This is a genomic window from Clostridium sp. OS1-26, assembly GCF_030915445.1.
Lineage (GTDB): Bacteria > Bacillota > Clostridia > Clostridiales > Clostridiaceae > Clostridium_AM.
Genome location: NZ_CP133264.1, coordinates 3,715,069 through 3,729,505 on the forward strand (window position 1 = coordinate 3,715,069; position 14,437 = coordinate 3,729,505).

Annotated in this window: 16 protein-coding genes; 12 read left to right on the forward strand and 4 right to left on the reverse strand. The window is 30.3% G+C overall.

The features are described from left to right. The first annotated feature begins 79 nt into the window (after positions 1 to 79). From RCG18_RS18245 to RCG18_RS18255, 3 genes are all read left to right on the forward strand, one after another. Positions 80 to 907 (forward strand): Cof-type HAD-IIB family hydrolase, encoded by an 828-nt coding sequence (locus RCG18_RS18245; protein WP_308037451.1) that lies wholly within the window; start codon positions 80 to 82, stop codon positions 905 to 907. 315 nt (positions 908 to 1,222) lie between these two features. After that, the gene (locus RCG18_RS18250; protein WP_308037452.1) at positions 1,223 to 1,996 is read left to right on the forward strand and encodes an EFR1 family ferrodoxin; all 774 of its coding nucleotides are present in this window, start codon (positions 1,223 to 1,225) and stop codon (positions 1,994 to 1,996) included. Between the two features lie 96 nt (positions 1,997 to 2,092). Further along, the gene (locus RCG18_RS18255) at positions 2,093 to 2,689 is read left to right on the forward strand and encodes a sugar O-acetyltransferase (protein WP_308037453.1); all 597 of its coding nucleotides are present in this window, start codon (positions 2,093 to 2,095) and stop codon (positions 2,687 to 2,689) included. 108 nt (positions 2,690 to 2,797) lie between these two features. Here the strand turns inward: RCG18_RS18255 and RCG18_RS18260 are convergent, their stop codons facing one another. Next, positions 2,798 to 3,658 (reverse strand): DegV family protein, encoded by an 861-nt coding sequence (locus tag RCG18_RS18260; RefSeq protein ID WP_308037454.1) that lies wholly within the window; start codon positions 3,656 to 3,658, stop codon positions 2,798 to 2,800. 135 nt (positions 3,659 to 3,793) lie between these two features. Between RCG18_RS18260 and RCG18_RS18265 the strand changes: the two genes are divergently transcribed. Then, positions 3,794 to 4,372, forward strand: coding sequence for a TetR/AcrR family transcriptional regulator (locus RCG18_RS18265; protein WP_308037455.1), 579 nt, complete (start codon positions 3,794 to 3,796; stop codon positions 4,370 to 4,372). 113 nt (positions 4,373 to 4,485) lie between these two features. Continuing rightward, positions 4,486 to 5,508 (forward strand): spore photoproduct lyase, encoded by a 1,023-nt coding sequence (gene splB / locus RCG18_RS18270; protein WP_308037456.1) that lies wholly within the window; start codon positions 4,486 to 4,488, stop codon positions 5,506 to 5,508. A gap of 50 nt (positions 5,509 to 5,558) precedes the next feature. On the opposite strand, the gene RCG18_RS18275 is transcribed toward splB, so the two are convergent. The 3 genes from RCG18_RS18275 to RCG18_RS18285 form a co-directional block, all read right to left on the reverse strand. Then, the gene (locus RCG18_RS18275; RefSeq protein ID WP_308037457.1) at positions 5,559 to 6,170 is read right to left on the reverse strand and encodes a LysE family transporter; all 612 of its coding nucleotides are present in this window, start codon (positions 6,168 to 6,170) and stop codon (positions 5,559 to 5,561) included. 83 nt (positions 6,171 to 6,253) lie between these two features. Next, entirely contained in the window at positions 6,254 to 7,714 is a 1,461-nt protein-coding gene (locus tag RCG18_RS18280) for a HAMP domain-containing sensor histidine kinase (RefSeq protein ID WP_308037458.1), read from the reverse strand. 1 nt (position 7,715) lies between these two features. After that, on the reverse strand, positions 7,716 to 8,432 hold the full coding sequence (locus tag RCG18_RS18285) for a response regulator transcription factor (RefSeq protein WP_308037459.1): 717 nt from the start codon (positions 8,430 to 8,432) through the stop codon (positions 7,716 to 7,718). Positions 8,433 to 8,756: 324 nt separating this feature from the next. On the opposite strand from RCG18_RS18285, the gene RCG18_RS18290 reads away from it, so the two are divergent. The 7 genes from RCG18_RS18290 (at position 8,757) to RCG18_RS18320 (ending at position 14,262) form a co-directional block, all read left to right on the forward strand. After that, positions 8,757 to 9,668 (forward strand): ATP-binding cassette domain-containing protein, encoded by a 912-nt coding sequence (locus RCG18_RS18290; protein ID WP_308037460.1) that lies wholly within the window; start codon positions 8,757 to 8,759, stop codon positions 9,666 to 9,668. Beyond that, the gene (locus tag RCG18_RS18295; protein ID WP_308037461.1) at positions 9,665 to 10,423 is read left to right on the forward strand and encodes an ABC transporter permease; all 759 of its coding nucleotides are present in this window, start codon (positions 9,665 to 9,667) and stop codon (positions 10,421 to 10,423) included. The genes RCG18_RS18290 and RCG18_RS18295 overlap by 4 nt, the downstream gene beginning before the upstream one ends. A gap of 9 nt (positions 10,424 to 10,432) precedes the next feature. Continuing rightward, positions 10,433 to 11,167, forward strand: a complete 735-nt coding sequence (locus RCG18_RS18300) for an ABC transporter permease (protein WP_308037462.1) — start codon at positions 10,433 to 10,435, stop codon at positions 11,165 to 11,167. 233 nt (positions 11,168 to 11,400) lie between these two features. Beyond that, the gene (locus tag RCG18_RS18305) at positions 11,401 to 12,027 is read left to right on the forward strand and encodes a YhbD family protein (RefSeq protein WP_308037463.1); all 627 of its coding nucleotides are present in this window, start codon (positions 11,401 to 11,403) and stop codon (positions 12,025 to 12,027) included. Positions 12,028 to 12,041: 14 nt separating this feature from the next. Further along, entirely contained in the window at positions 12,042 to 12,782 is a 741-nt protein-coding gene (locus RCG18_RS18310) for a polymer-forming cytoskeletal protein (RefSeq protein ID WP_308037464.1), read from the forward strand. A gap of 151 nt (positions 12,783 to 12,933) precedes the next feature. Beyond that, positions 12,934 to 13,665, forward strand: coding sequence for a polymer-forming cytoskeletal protein (locus RCG18_RS18315; protein ID WP_308037465.1), 732 nt, complete (start codon positions 12,934 to 12,936; stop codon positions 13,663 to 13,665). A 117-nt stretch (positions 13,666 to 13,782) separates the two neighbouring features. Then, positions 13,783 to 14,262: an S-ribosylhomocysteine lyase gene (locus RCG18_RS18320; RefSeq protein WP_308037466.1), complete on the forward strand. Its 480-nt coding sequence runs from the start codon at positions 13,783 to 13,785 to the stop codon at positions 14,260 to 14,262. Positions 14,263 to 14,437 lie beyond the last annotated feature (175 nt).

The window sequence follows — 14,437 nt, forward strand, 5'->3', positions numbered from 1 at the left end:
AAATACTACAATTTGTACAAGTATCTACTTTTTAGTATAATACTATACAAAAGCTAAATATAAAGAAGGGACGGTACAAATGACTAGATATAAATGGTGTGTATGCGACATGGATGGGACATTACTAAATTCTCAAAGTGCCATATCAGAGGAAAATGAAGCAGCATTAAAAAGACTACAGGAAAAAGGAATAGAAGTTATTATTGCCTCTGGAAGAACAGATCTTATGGTTAAATCCTATATAAAGCAGTTAGGATTGACAGGTCCTGTTATATCCAGTAATGGAGGATTAATTAGAAACATAAAAACGGGAGAAATACTTTATTTAAAGCTAATTGAAAAGTCAGTAGTAAAAGAAGTCTTAGATTTTTGCAGTGAAAATAATATAGACTTTTTAATATATACTATTGATAGGGTGTATGGAAATAAAGGAAATCCTCTTATGCTTAAGTATGGAAAACTCAATAAAAATCTTCCAGAAAGTATAAATGTGCCTTTAGAATATTTACACAATGTAAATGAAACCATTGATAACATAGATGTACTTAAGATTTTACTTGTTTGTGGTGACCATGAAAGAATTATAGAGCTGGAAGAGTACTTTTCCAAGAATGAGAAGATTACTGCTGTAAGCTCAGCAAAGGGACTTTTAGACATAATGGCACCGAACATATCCAAGGGTAATGCACTGAAAATTTTAGCAGAAAAGATGGATGTAGATTTAAATGATGTAATTGCTTTTGGAGATAACTACAATGACGCAGAAATGTTAAAATCTGTTGGGATGCCTATAGCGGTAGAAAATGCTGTAGAAGATATCAAACTCCAGGCAAAATATATAACTAAATCTAATAATGAATCCGGAATAGCTCATGCAATCAATAACTTCATTTTAGCAAAGAATTAGGACCTTTTTAAAAATAAGTATTAGCAATAGCGCTGATGCTTATTTTTTCTGTTTATCCGATGACTTACCCGCTCTAATACTCCCAGAGTAAAGAGCGGCTATGCCCCTGGATAACGACTTCTAAGCTTCAGATGGAGGATAAATGCCTGAATGGTATTTAATTAGCAAAATTGCTCGGTGGTTGTAGACAAACTCCACCTGAAGCTAAAAATTCTGTTTATAGCTTGAAAGGTTGTCACTAAAAAGTGTAAAATTTAGAAGAAGTTAATTATATAAAAAATGTAATATCTTATTAGTGATAAGGAGTTGATGGTAATGAGTACAACTATTTACTATTTCACTGGTACAGGAAATTCCCTTAAAATAGCTAAGGATTTAAAAGATGAGTTAGAAAATGCTAATACTATACAGATATGCAAGAATAATATGAATATAAAGGCTGATATACAGTCAGAAAGGATAGGTTTTGTTTTTCCAGTTTATCTTAGAGGGTTGCCTCACATGGTAAAAAGCTTTGTAGAAAACCTTACTATTAATACTAATGCGTACTTTTTTGCAGTTGCAAGTTATGGAAGCTATGCAGCTTTATCCTTTGAACAGTTACATGGTTTACTTCAAGATAAAGGAGCTGTGTTATCTGGAGCATTTGGAATGCCTATGCCTGGAACTATGTGGTCGATGTATTACCCACATCCAAAGGAAGATTATATTAGTAGAATTGAAGCTCAAAAAGAAAAAACTATAAATATTGCTAAAGAAATCAATAATAAAACTGTAGTTAAACTTCAAAATATATCTATGAGAGCTTCTGAAGAAAAAATGTACAAAGCTTTTCAGCCTGCTGGTGAAGATAAAGACTTTTGGACAGATGAAAAATGCGATGGATGTGGAATTTGTTCTAAAATATGTGCTGCTAATAATATAAAGATAATTGATAAAAAGCCTACTTGGCAGCATCAATGTGAGCAGTGCTTAGCTTGTCTTCATTGGTGTCCGAAAGAAGCTATTCAGTATAAGAAGGATTCTTTAAACAAAGAACGATATCATAATCCATATATTAAAGTACAGGAGCTATTTCAGAAAATCTAAATACATGAAAATATATAAATTTCAATGACTTTTCCACAATATTATATTTTCTTACAGAGTATTTCAATAGATTATTACATATGGAGGTAATGAGTTATGACAGAAAAAGAAAAAATGTTAAATGGGAAACCATATAAATCCTTTGGAAAAGAATTATTTGATGAACGCCAATATGCAAAAGAACTGTTATTTGAATATAATAACTTACGTCCAAATGAAATTGATAAGAGAAATGAAATCATAAAAAAATTATTTGGCAAGGCTGATGATAATTTCTTTATAGAACCACCATTCAGATGTGATTATGGATATAATATTTCTATTGGGAAAAACTTTTATTCTAATTACAATTGCATTATTTTAGATTGTGCCAAGGTTACTATTGGGGATAATGTTATGTTTGCTCCAAATGTCAGTCTTTTTACAGCAGGCCATCCAGTTCATTTTGCGCCACGTAACGAAGGGCTTGAGTATGCATTTCCAATTACTATAGGTGATAATGTTTGGATAGGAGGCGGCGTTATTATAAATCCAGATATCACTATTGGCGACAATGTAGTAATTGGTTCTGGAAGCGTGGTAACAAAGGATATTCCATCTAATTCTATAGCAGCAGGCAACCCATGTAGGGTAATACGAGAAATTACCGATATAGATAAACAGTACTACTTTAAAAATCTTAAAATTGAATGATTTTATATATTAATTCACAATTAAAGTTTTGCTAATTAAAAGTAGCTTCATGGAGTTTGACAACCATGAAGCTACTTCAATTTAAGGAAAACAATAATTTAAGTTCTGCTATATATAAGAAGATCTTTTATTTATCCAGGAGAGACCAATGCTTCTAGTTCCTGTATGCACGCTTATTACAGGAGATAGTTCTTCAATCGTAATTTCAAGTTCAGGGTAGATATTCAGCAGCCTTTCCTTTAAATCCGATGCATAATCATATCCATTTGCATGTGCTAGAATAATTTTTGAATCTCCAGAAAGCTTTGCATTTTCAATTTGCTCAACTAAATTATCGTATACTTTTCTCATTGTTCTTACTTTCTGATTTACTAATATTTTACCTTCTTCAAAAGATAAGATTGGTTTTATGTTAAACATTTTACCAAAGGAGGCCGCGGACAATGATATTCTTCCAGTACGATGTAAATGGCCTAAATCATCTACTACCAATAATATTCTTGAATTTGCTCTAATATATTCAAGATTTTTAATGATATCTTCAATGCCAGCTCCATTTTTTATCAATTCCAAGGTTTCAATCGCCATTTGTTTTTGAATAGTAGATGTAAATAAGGAATCAAAAACAGTTATTTTATCTTCCGAAATTTGAGCTCTAGCTAACATTCCTGTTTGAAATGTACCGCTTAGCTTAGAACTAATGGTAATATATATTATGTGATCGTATTTTTCTACTAATTCTTCTAGAAGTTTAAAAACATCTCCAGCAGCTGGCTGTGAAGTAGTTGGCAGATCTAAAGATTCGTCCATCTTTTCACAGAATTCACTTGGAGTTATATCTAAACCATCCCTGAAATCTTTACCATCAATCATTAGATGTAATGGTATTGAGTATAAGTTGCTATTATTTTCAATTATTTCTTTATCAATTACAGCAGTGCTATCAACAACTACAGCTATTTTATGCATATAATCCACCTCAAAAAAATGTTATAAATGTTACAAGTTATACACTTGTAACACTTGTATACTTATAATATAATACTATAAAGTGTGAAGTCAATTAAATACAATAAGTTATACAAATAAGGAGAAAAGTTACACATGAATCAAATTAAAGAAAAAGTTAATCCTATAACTTTAAGGTCTAAAAGTTTGATTGTAAAATCACTAATTGAATTAATGGATAAAAAACCTTATAGTGAAATAACTTTAAAAGAAATTGCTGAAAATGCAGATTTAACCAGGCAAACAGTTTATAGAAACTTTGCTAAAAAAGAAGCCATATTAGAGTACTATGTAGATGGATTTTATAATGATTTTATAAGTGCAATTTCAGCTAAAAGTGATATAACGTTATATGACCTTCTCATTACATACTTTGAATATTGGTATAAAAATAGAGAATTTCTTAAAAAACTTGTAGACAACAATGTATATCAAATATTACTGGATTTACATTTAAAATACTTAAGTTCCATGGCAACAGATGAAAATTTTAAAGATTTAACTTTTGTATCAGATAATAGTTATTTTAATCATTTTTCAGCAGGCGGATTATGGTTTGCGCTTAAAAAGTGGGTTGAAGATGGTACAGAAAAGACTCCAAAGGAAATGACAAATATTATTTTAAACTTTTATCAAGTGAAGGGCCTAAATGTGAAAGATATGAAGAGAGAATAAAGTTGGAAACCTTATTTTTATGTACATAATATTATCTAGATTCGTAGAAATTAAAGTATAGATAATATTATTGTAATGAGAGGAGCAGAGCTTAAAAGCTCTGAAGTATAGATATGTTTATTCCTAAGAGAGTAATATTTGAAAAAGGTTCTTTAGATTATGAAATAGGTAAAAATATATACAATAAATTCAAGGATAACTCTGATGTGGAAACAATAAAGCTAACTTCTAATAAAGTTAAAGAAAATATTCCTGGTGAAGGGCTATTTAATTTTTATAGAGAAGGTAAAAAGACATTGGTGGTTGGAGTGAAGAAGGGGTTTAAGTTTCAGTCCTGTAAGCCTTCAGCTCATTATCAATTACCAATAGTGTCGGGTTGCATAGGACAATGCCAGTATTGTTACTTAAATACTAATTTAGGTGATAGGCCTTATATAAAAATTAATGCTAATTTAGATGATATTCTAGAACAAGCACAAAAATATATAGATGAAAGATTGCCCGAAGAAACAATATTCGAGGGTTCTGCAACATCGGATCCAGTACCAATAGAACCATATACTAATGCTTTAAAGAGGACTATTGAATACTTCGGTAAAAGTGAAAAAGGAAGATTTAGATTTGTTACTAAGTATAGTGATATAGACACATTACTTGATGCTAAACATAATGGACGTACAGAGATAAGATTTACACTGAATACAGATAAGGTAATTAAGGAATATGAAAATAGAACTGCATCAGCTGCCAAAAGGATAGAGGCCTGTGTAAAGGTAGCAAAAGTAGGATATCCTATTGGATTTATAATAGCTCCGGTATTCTTGTATGATAACTGGAAAGAGGACTATAGAGAGCTGTTATTAGAGTTACATAAGCAGTTGCCAAATGATTTAGACTATCCTTTGATGTTTGAGGTTATATCTCATAGATATACAACGAGAGCTAAAAATATAATATTAGAGGTATTCCCCGATACTACACTACCTATGAATGATGAAGACAGAAAATATAAGTATGGGCAGTTTGGATATGGCAAGTTTGTTTACACAAAAGAGCAGCTGGAGGAAATGAAAGAGTTCTTTAAAAATGAGATAGAATCGATATTTGAGAATAATATTATAAAATATATAATATGAAGTAACCTCGTTATCCAGGGACATAAAAATCATAGTTACTATGCCAGTAACTATGATTTTTTTACTGCAGTTTTTATTCCAAAAGCAATTAATACTAGTCCCACAATTATATTCAATGAATTAAGAACAGATGATTCTAAAAAATTATTTATAAAACTACCTGAAATTGAAATAGCTGTTAGAAAAAATAGAGTTGATAACACTGCACCAAGCCCAAAGGAATACATATTCTTTTGCTGCATGTTTTCTTCAGAAATTTTTGTGGAGAAAACGCCTGCCCAAAACAGTATCGTTAGTGGATTAGATAGAGTTAATATAAGAGTTTTTAGAAAAACACCTTCCATACTTTGTTTTGACAGAAAGTTTAAGCTCGGTATTAGAGAAATCCCCCAAACTCCAACTACATTACTTGTACCAAAAATAATAAGTATAAAAGCTCCAAAGTATTTTATCATTTCCTTTGCTTTTTCATGTTTATTAAGTATGGTTCCAATACCAAAGATTGCTGCCAGTATATATAAACCATCAATAATTGTTACACCTAATACCCCTGTCTCTGCGGTTAAAAAGCCTGAAGAAGCTGCAGTTTGAAAAATAAATAAGCAAATCGGTCCTACTGCAATCTGTAATAACATTCCAAATCGAAAGCCTTTAAAAATCATATAGAAACCTCCTGTTAAGTACTAGTTCTCTTAGTGCGGATAAAAAAATTAAGACATTTAATTTTATATGAAACTCCTCTTCCTTACGTTGGAGGAGTAAGCGATTCACACAAAATCACAGATTTTGGTTCTCTGCTTAAAACTAAGGTTAGAGCAGTACCAATTCCTAATGTGCTCTCTATAGAAATAGAAGCTTCATGAATATCTATTATCTGTTTTGCTATAGCCATACCCAAGCCAGAGCCTTCTGTCGAAGATGAGGTATTTGTTCCTCTATAATACCTTTCGAATATGTGATTTAAATCTTCAGAAGATATACCAGTTCCGTTATCTTTTATTTCTATATAAATATCCTCTTTTTTATAAATATAAATATCAATTTTAACATTTTCATCATTATGGATTATTGAGTTAAAAATCAAGTTAACTAAACATCTTTTAAATAAAGCTTCATCTACATAGGCAGATATGTTTTCTTCTGAAGCATTAAAATTTATCTTCCTATTTGAGTATAAGGGGTGATTTAATATTTCTATAATTATATTTTGAAGTAGAATAACTAAATTTACTTCTTTTTTATTTAAAGGAAAGGCTTTACTTTTTATCTTATAAGTTAAGTTTAAATCACCGATCAAGCTCTCAATATATAAAGCTTTATCATATATTATATTTGAATAATCTAAAATCTCTTCTTGAGAAAAGCTGTATTCACTATCTTTCATAAGCTCTGAATATCCTTTAATAGAAGATAAAGGAGTTTTTATATCATGAGATATAGAAGAAATCCAGGTATCCCTCATCTTATCTAGTTGATCACGCTTATTTTTATTTTCTCTAAGAGTTATTCCTAAATTATTTAGATTACTAAGCACATTTTTATATATGCCTTTCTCTTTAAAGTTAATATCGTAGATTCCTTTAGAAAGCTGGTTTATGCCATTTATAATATTTTCTAGAGGCTTACCCATTCTCATACCAAATAAAAAATAGGATAAGATTATCGCCACAAAGATATTTATACACATTAAAATAATAAGCCCATTCCAAGCAAAGCTTTTTACTGCAGAAGGATTAAAGATAAGAGTATACTTTGCAATAGTACTAGTTGGAAAACCTATAATATAAGTAAAACTCTTATTATTAAGAACTTTTTCACTTACAAATACAGAGGAATTTGCAATATCATATTTATAAATATGTGCAAAATTTATTGGAGTATATTTTATAGGAACTTCCTTTGGTTTATCAAAGGAATAGACTTCCTTAAAGTCATTATCTATTATTTGAAGCCATGCAGAATTTTTTTTAAGCTGTTCTTTACCATCAGTAGTTAAATAAGGTGTATTGTCATTTATACCTATGTGATCAGAAAAATTTAAAGTGAATCTTTGAGGGCTAAAATAGGACAGATCTTTAGTATACACAATTACCTCAAAATAGATAACTAAATTTAATATAAACTCTACAATAACTATAATTATAAGTGTAACTAAAAATTTTCTTGTTATTGATAGATTGGTTTTCAGCTTATTTATAATCTTCATTTTATACTTCCTTTATCAATTTGTATCCTAATCCTTTAATAGTTATTATATGTTTAGGGTTAGAAGGATCAGCTTCTATCTTTTCTCTTAGCTTTCTTATATGCACCATTATGGTGTTGTCATATCCTTCAAAATCGTCTCCCCATACTGCATCGCACAACATTTGTTTACTCAATATCTGATTTGAGTTTTTAGCCATATAAGATAATAGCGTGTATTCTCTTGGAGTAAGGGAAAGCAGTTCAGTATCTTTTACAACCTCTCCTTTATGTAAATCAATAATTACATTTCCAAAGCTTATTTTTTCTTCTTTTAAAGATAACTCATTTTTTATGTATATGTTTCTTCTTAAATGAGCCTTAATTCTAAAAGCCACTTCCTTTGGACTGAAAGGTTTGGTAACATAATCGTCAGCACCTAGTCCTAGAGCTAAAATTTTATCTACATCTTCAGATTTGGCCGATAAGAAAACAATTGGAACAAAGGAGAATTCCCGTATTTGTTTGCATACCTCAAAACCATCTATGTGAGGCATCATTATATCTAAAACAATTAAATCTGGTTTTTCGATTTTGCATAAGCTAATGCCTTCTAGGCCATTAGTAGCTTTAATTATTCTTCTAAAGCCTTCCTTTTTTAGAACAGTTTCTATAAGTTTTAAAAGTTCAATTTCATCATCAATTAAAAGGATTTTTCTATCTAAAATTTCATCATACACGATTATAGACCTCCTGGATATATATAAATAACATTAAAACATGCTTAACTTCAGTATTAAAATAGATAGATATTCTAAACTGTTAACAATTTCTGATTATCTATAAGTTTAACATATTGAATTTAAAAAGCATTTGGCATTTTTAATTATAGCATCTAATCTTATATATTTAGCAAGATATTGAAATTTTAAGGTTCTCTTAAGGTTCTAATAAAGATCTGTTAAGCTTGGCAGCTTAGTATTTTATTGTGTGTAGATGCTTGAAATTCAATAGAACAGAATTTTGAAAGATGTCAAAAATTTAAAAATTAGGGAGGACTAAAAATGTCACAACTTATTATCCAAACAAAAAATTTAAATAAAAGCTTTGAAGGTTTTAAGGCAGTAAATGAATTAAATTTACAGGTGAAAAAGGGAAGAATATATGGATTTCTAGGCCCTAATGGCGCTGGGAAATCTACAACTATCCGTATGCTTTTAGGACTTATGAAACCAACAAGCGGAGAAATAAAAATCTTTCAGAAGAATTTAAGTGAAAATAAAATGGAGATTTTAAGGAAAATAGGATCTATTGTAGAAGCACCCTCATATTACGGAAATCTAACTGCATATGAAAATTTACAGGTAACAGCAAAGCTTTTAGATATAAGCTACAAAACTATTGATGAAGTGCTTGAAATAGTAAGACTTACTGAGTGGAAAAATAAGCAAGTTAAAAAATTTTCTCTTGGAATGAAGCAGAGACTAGGTATTGCCCAGGCATTAATTTCAAAACCAGAACTGTTGATACTAGACGAGCCAACAAACGGTCTTGATCCTGCAGGAATACATGAGATAAGAGAACTTATAAAAAGCCTTCCTAAAATATCAAATATTACAGTAATAATATCCAGCCATATTTTAAGTGAGATAGAACTTATGGTAGATGATATTGGAATCATAAATAAAGGTAAGCTTTTATTTCAAGGAACCCTTGAAGAACTGCACAGTAGAAGTAAAGGGGAAATATGTATAGCTTCCCGTAACTTAGATGAAACAGTGAAAACTTTAAATGATTATGGGTATAGAACAACAGTAAAAAATAACAGCATATTTATAAAACCTACAGAAATTAGTGCGGATGAATTACTTAAAGAATTGATACTAAAAGGCAATAAAATATTTAAATTTGTAGAAGTTGAAAAAAGTCTTGAACAAATATTCATGGATGTTACTGAAGGGGGAAAGGCTATATGAGCTTAGCATCAATTTTAAGATCTGAATTTATGAAGTATAAAAGAAGCGCTTTATATAAAGTAGCATTTGCCATTCCTATACTTTCTGTTGTTCTATTTTTTATAAACTTACATTTAAGATTTGATTGGTTAACTTCTGGTAAAAAACTTGAACAAGCAATAAAAATGGGGATAGGCGATAAATTAGGTATATTAATTTATACAAATCATCTAGGGACATTATGGTTTTTCTTTTTACTCACACTAATCGTTCTGCTGTCTGTTATAGTAAATTATGCTGAATACAGTGAAAATACTTGGAAGCAGATACTATCAAGGCCAGTAGATAGGTGGAAGATATATTTTTCAAAATGGGTAGTGATTTTTACATTTACCACTATAGCTATAATCATAAATACTTTGGGATTAATAGCTATGAAAAACATCTTTAAGGTAGATGGAAGTTATATATTAATAGTAAAATATTTTGTATTTCAATTTGCTACTGCTTCAGGAGTTATAAGTATTCAACAGTTTATTAGCTGTTATATTAAAAATTCTTTGATGGCAGCAGGAGTAGGATTTGCAGGTGTAATGAGTGCCTACATGATGGCTCAAAGCAAAACTTTTGGAAATATTTTTCCTTATTCATGTTTTTTAAGAGCAATGCCTTTCGAAGGTGGAAGTGATTCACAAATAGCAGCGATTTTTGGAGTTGTTTCTTGTGTTATATGGTTATCTATAGGGATTTTAGAGTTTAAAAATAGAGAGGTTTAGGAGGTTATTATGAAGAAGTTATTAGAAGCAGAGTTATTAAAGCTAAAACATTCTAACATTCTTGCTTTGATAATGTTTTTGCCACTGTTTTTTGTAGCATTAGGATTTACGAACTTTATAAGGTATAAGGAGTTATTTACCTCAAAAGGACAAAATATATGGCAGCAGGTCTATACTCAAAGTGCAATGTTTTATGGATTATTCATACTTTCTTTATTCGTTACTATAGTAATGGCTATAATAGTTAGAATAGAAAATAGCGAAAATAATTTTAGAAGAATTTTAACTCTTTCGGTAAAAAGAAAAGAAATTTATTTAGCAAAGTTTTTGGTGGGAGCTGGTATTGTATTTCTAAATTTACTTGGGTTTATGCTTATGGTTATAGCAGCAGGAAGTATTTTAGCAGGAACTAGTAAAATGCCTTTGGGTATAGTGTATGGTCCGTTATTAGCCTTTGTTGCACTTATTCCAGTTATGGCAATACAATATTATTTTAGCATGAGGTTTTCTAATATAGGAGTCGCATTAGGTATAGGAGCGGTATTTTCTATTCCTTCAGTATTAATATCTAATACTAGATTTTGGATTTTTTTCCCTTGGACATATTCAGGAAGAGCTATTTTGAGTGGAGCAAATACGCAGCCTTTTGAAACGGGATGGTATATGTATGCTATTGGTATAGTTATAGCTTTATTGTTTACTCTTAGAGGTATGTATGAATTTAGTGAAAAGGATATTGTGTAACAATGATGGAGCATAGTTTTATGCTTCATTTTTTTATAATGCAAATAATAATATGATATATAGATAAGTTAATAGGTCATTCGCAGCAATTTAGATTGAGGAATTATAAAAATTTTATTTACAACGTAACAATGTTATGTTACACTTAATTCATAGAAAGTAAGTCAATACTTTAGCATAATAAGTAGCATATTTTAACCAAAGCTATAAAGCATTAGAGAGGTGTTTATTATATGGAGCAGGATTTAATATCTAAAAAGGATCTACTTGAGCTTACGGGTATCTCATATGGTCAACTATATAGGTGGAAAAGGAAAAATTTAATCCCTGAAGATTGGTTTATTAGGAAATCTACCTTTACGGGGCAAGAGACATTTTTCCCAAAAGATAAGATTCTAACAAGGATTGATAAAATAATAAATATGAAGGATGATCTATCATTAGATGATTTGGCAGATATGTTTTCTCCGAATCCTACTGAAACTATGTTGAATAAAGATGAAGTAGTGAAACGTAACATTGTTTCGAAGGTGACGCTTAACTTTTTTATAGAACAGCAGGGATATTCCGAGGAGTTTTCTTTTGAAAAGATACTCTATGCTTATATACTGGAAAAGCTGCTTCAAACAGGTGAAATCAGTCTGGATGAAGGGAAAACCCTTCTTCAAGTGTTATCAGATAGCTATAAAAAATTTGAAGGCAAAAACTGTGAATTAATTTTTATTCGTAAATTTGGAATTTCTACATGCTTCTTAGTTTCAATTCCTAGTGAAATCTACTTCGAAAGCGGTGTGAAGGTTGTTGCTAGATTTAACTTAGCAAATTGTATTGAAGAATTAAAAATTAAAATGAATGATTAATGGAGGTATATATTATGGAGAATATAGTAAGACATAACCTTAAAATCGCTGGAGAAGGTACTGCATCTGGAGGATTTTATGATAAGATAGCAGTTAGTGGAAAAGCTGATATAAATGGTGATTTTGATTGCATTGATTTCAAGATAAGTGGAGCCTGTGATGTTAACGGGAATTTAAAATCAAAAACTGGAAAAATCAGTGGAGAAGTTAAGATAAAAGGAAATCTGGAATCAGAAGAATTCAAAATAAGTGGCAATTCCAATATACAAGGAGATGTTGCAGTAAAAAGAATTAAAGTTCAAGGTGGAACTAACATTGGAGGCAATATATCATCAGAAGAAGTTAACCTTTTTGGTGAAATGAAGGTTGAGGGTGATTGCAATGCGGAAGTTTTTCTTTCAAGGGGTGCCTTTACTATAGGCGGCCTATTAAATGCTGGTGAGCTTAACATTGTATTGTACTCAAAATCTAAGGTAACTGAGATAGGCGGAGAAAAAATTACTATTAAAAAGGGTATAACTTCTAAAATAAAGAAAATCATTAAATCTATTTTTCCACCATCAGACTTATTTGATGTAAAATTATATGCCGAGTCTATAGAAGGCGATGATATATATTTAGAAGATACTAAAGCTAAAGTTGTACGAGGAAATAATGTTACTATAGGAGAAGGCTGTGAGATCGAGCTTGTAGAGTATAGAAACAACTTCGAACAGCTTGGTAATTGCAAAGTTTTAGAAAATAGGAAGGTATAAGGCATTAGTAATTTGTAGTCTTATATGACACTCAAATTATATGAGTGTATGAATTATTGGAGGTTAAAGTCCTAAATTGACTTTAACAGGTAATTTTACTATTGGAAACAAGCAAAATTACCCAGTGTGACCACTGAAAGGAGGAATTAAAATGGAAAATAGACATGATTTAAAGATATCTGGTATGACAACTTCATCTGGAGGATTTTATAAGGATGTAGTGGTTAGTGGAACTGCACGAATAAATGGCGATTTGGATTGTATGAATATTAATATTGATGGGCTTTGCAAAATAATCGGTAATGTAAAAGCAAAAGATATAGATATAAATGGGGAAAGTAGACTTGATGGAAACTTAGAATGTGAAAAAATTAAAGTTAATGGTCATTCAAAGATTAGCGGCAATGCAGTAGTTAAGGATATGGACATTTCTGGCGCTGTTAATATTGATGGAAGCATTTCAGCGGAGAATATGTCTATTCAAGGCGTTGTAAAAGTTAATGGTAATTGTGATTCTGAAAACTTTGTCTCAAAGGGAGGATTTAATATATCCGGGCTTTTAAATTCAGGAAATGTTGAAGTAGAGTTATACACTAAGTGCAAAGTAAAAGAAATTGGTGGAGAAAAAATTAATGTAAGAAAGGGTACAGCTTCAATATTCAATAAGCTTATGAAACCTCTTTTTACTATGATGGACATTTATGATGGTCTTACTGTTGAAACCATTGAAGGTGATGATATCTATTTAGAGAATACTAAAGCTAAAGTAGTAAGAGGAAATAATATAAGAATAGGATCTAACTGCGAAATTGACCTTATAGAGTATAAGAATAGCTTTGAGAAATCTCAAGATACTAATGTTAAAGAAAGTAGAAAAATGTAAAAATATAAAAATATTTTCATCAAATTGAACTCAATAGATTTTAATGTTATGATATAAGATATTGCAAATTACTGTGCAATATCTTAATTGTTTTATTTTAACTTAGGAGGAAAACAAATGGAGAAAATTACAAGCTTCACTATAAACCATTTAGAACTATACCCTGGTGTTTACGTTTCAAGAAAAGATAATGTTGGACAGTCAGTTGTTACAACTTTCGATATTAGAATGACTAGACCAAATGCAGAGCCTGTTATGAACACTGCAGAGATGCATGCTATAGAACATTTAGCTGCAACTTTTTTAAGAAATCATAGTGAGTATGGTTCAAAAATAGTTTACTTTGGACCTATGGGATGTAGAACAGGCTTTTATTTACTTTTAAGTGGAGATTATGAGTCAAAGGATATAATTGATCTATTATCAGAAATGTTTCGTTTTATTGCAAACTTTGAAGGAGAAGTACCTGGTGCTTCTGCAAGAGATTGCGGTAATTACTTAGATATGAATCTGCCTATGGCAAAATACTTAGCTAATAAATTTTTAAACGAAGTTTTATTAAATATAACTGATAAAAACTTATATTATCCAGATTAATAAGCAGATATCTCAAATCTTAAGTAGATATCCAAAATCTCTGATTTTGAGATGATCACTTACACAGAGTGCAGATTTTGATATGGTCGCTTACAAAGATAATAATTAACCCCATGTTGTAGAGAAACAACATGGGGTTTTGTTTTATTGAGGGAGCTTTTAAAAGTAAGTTGCG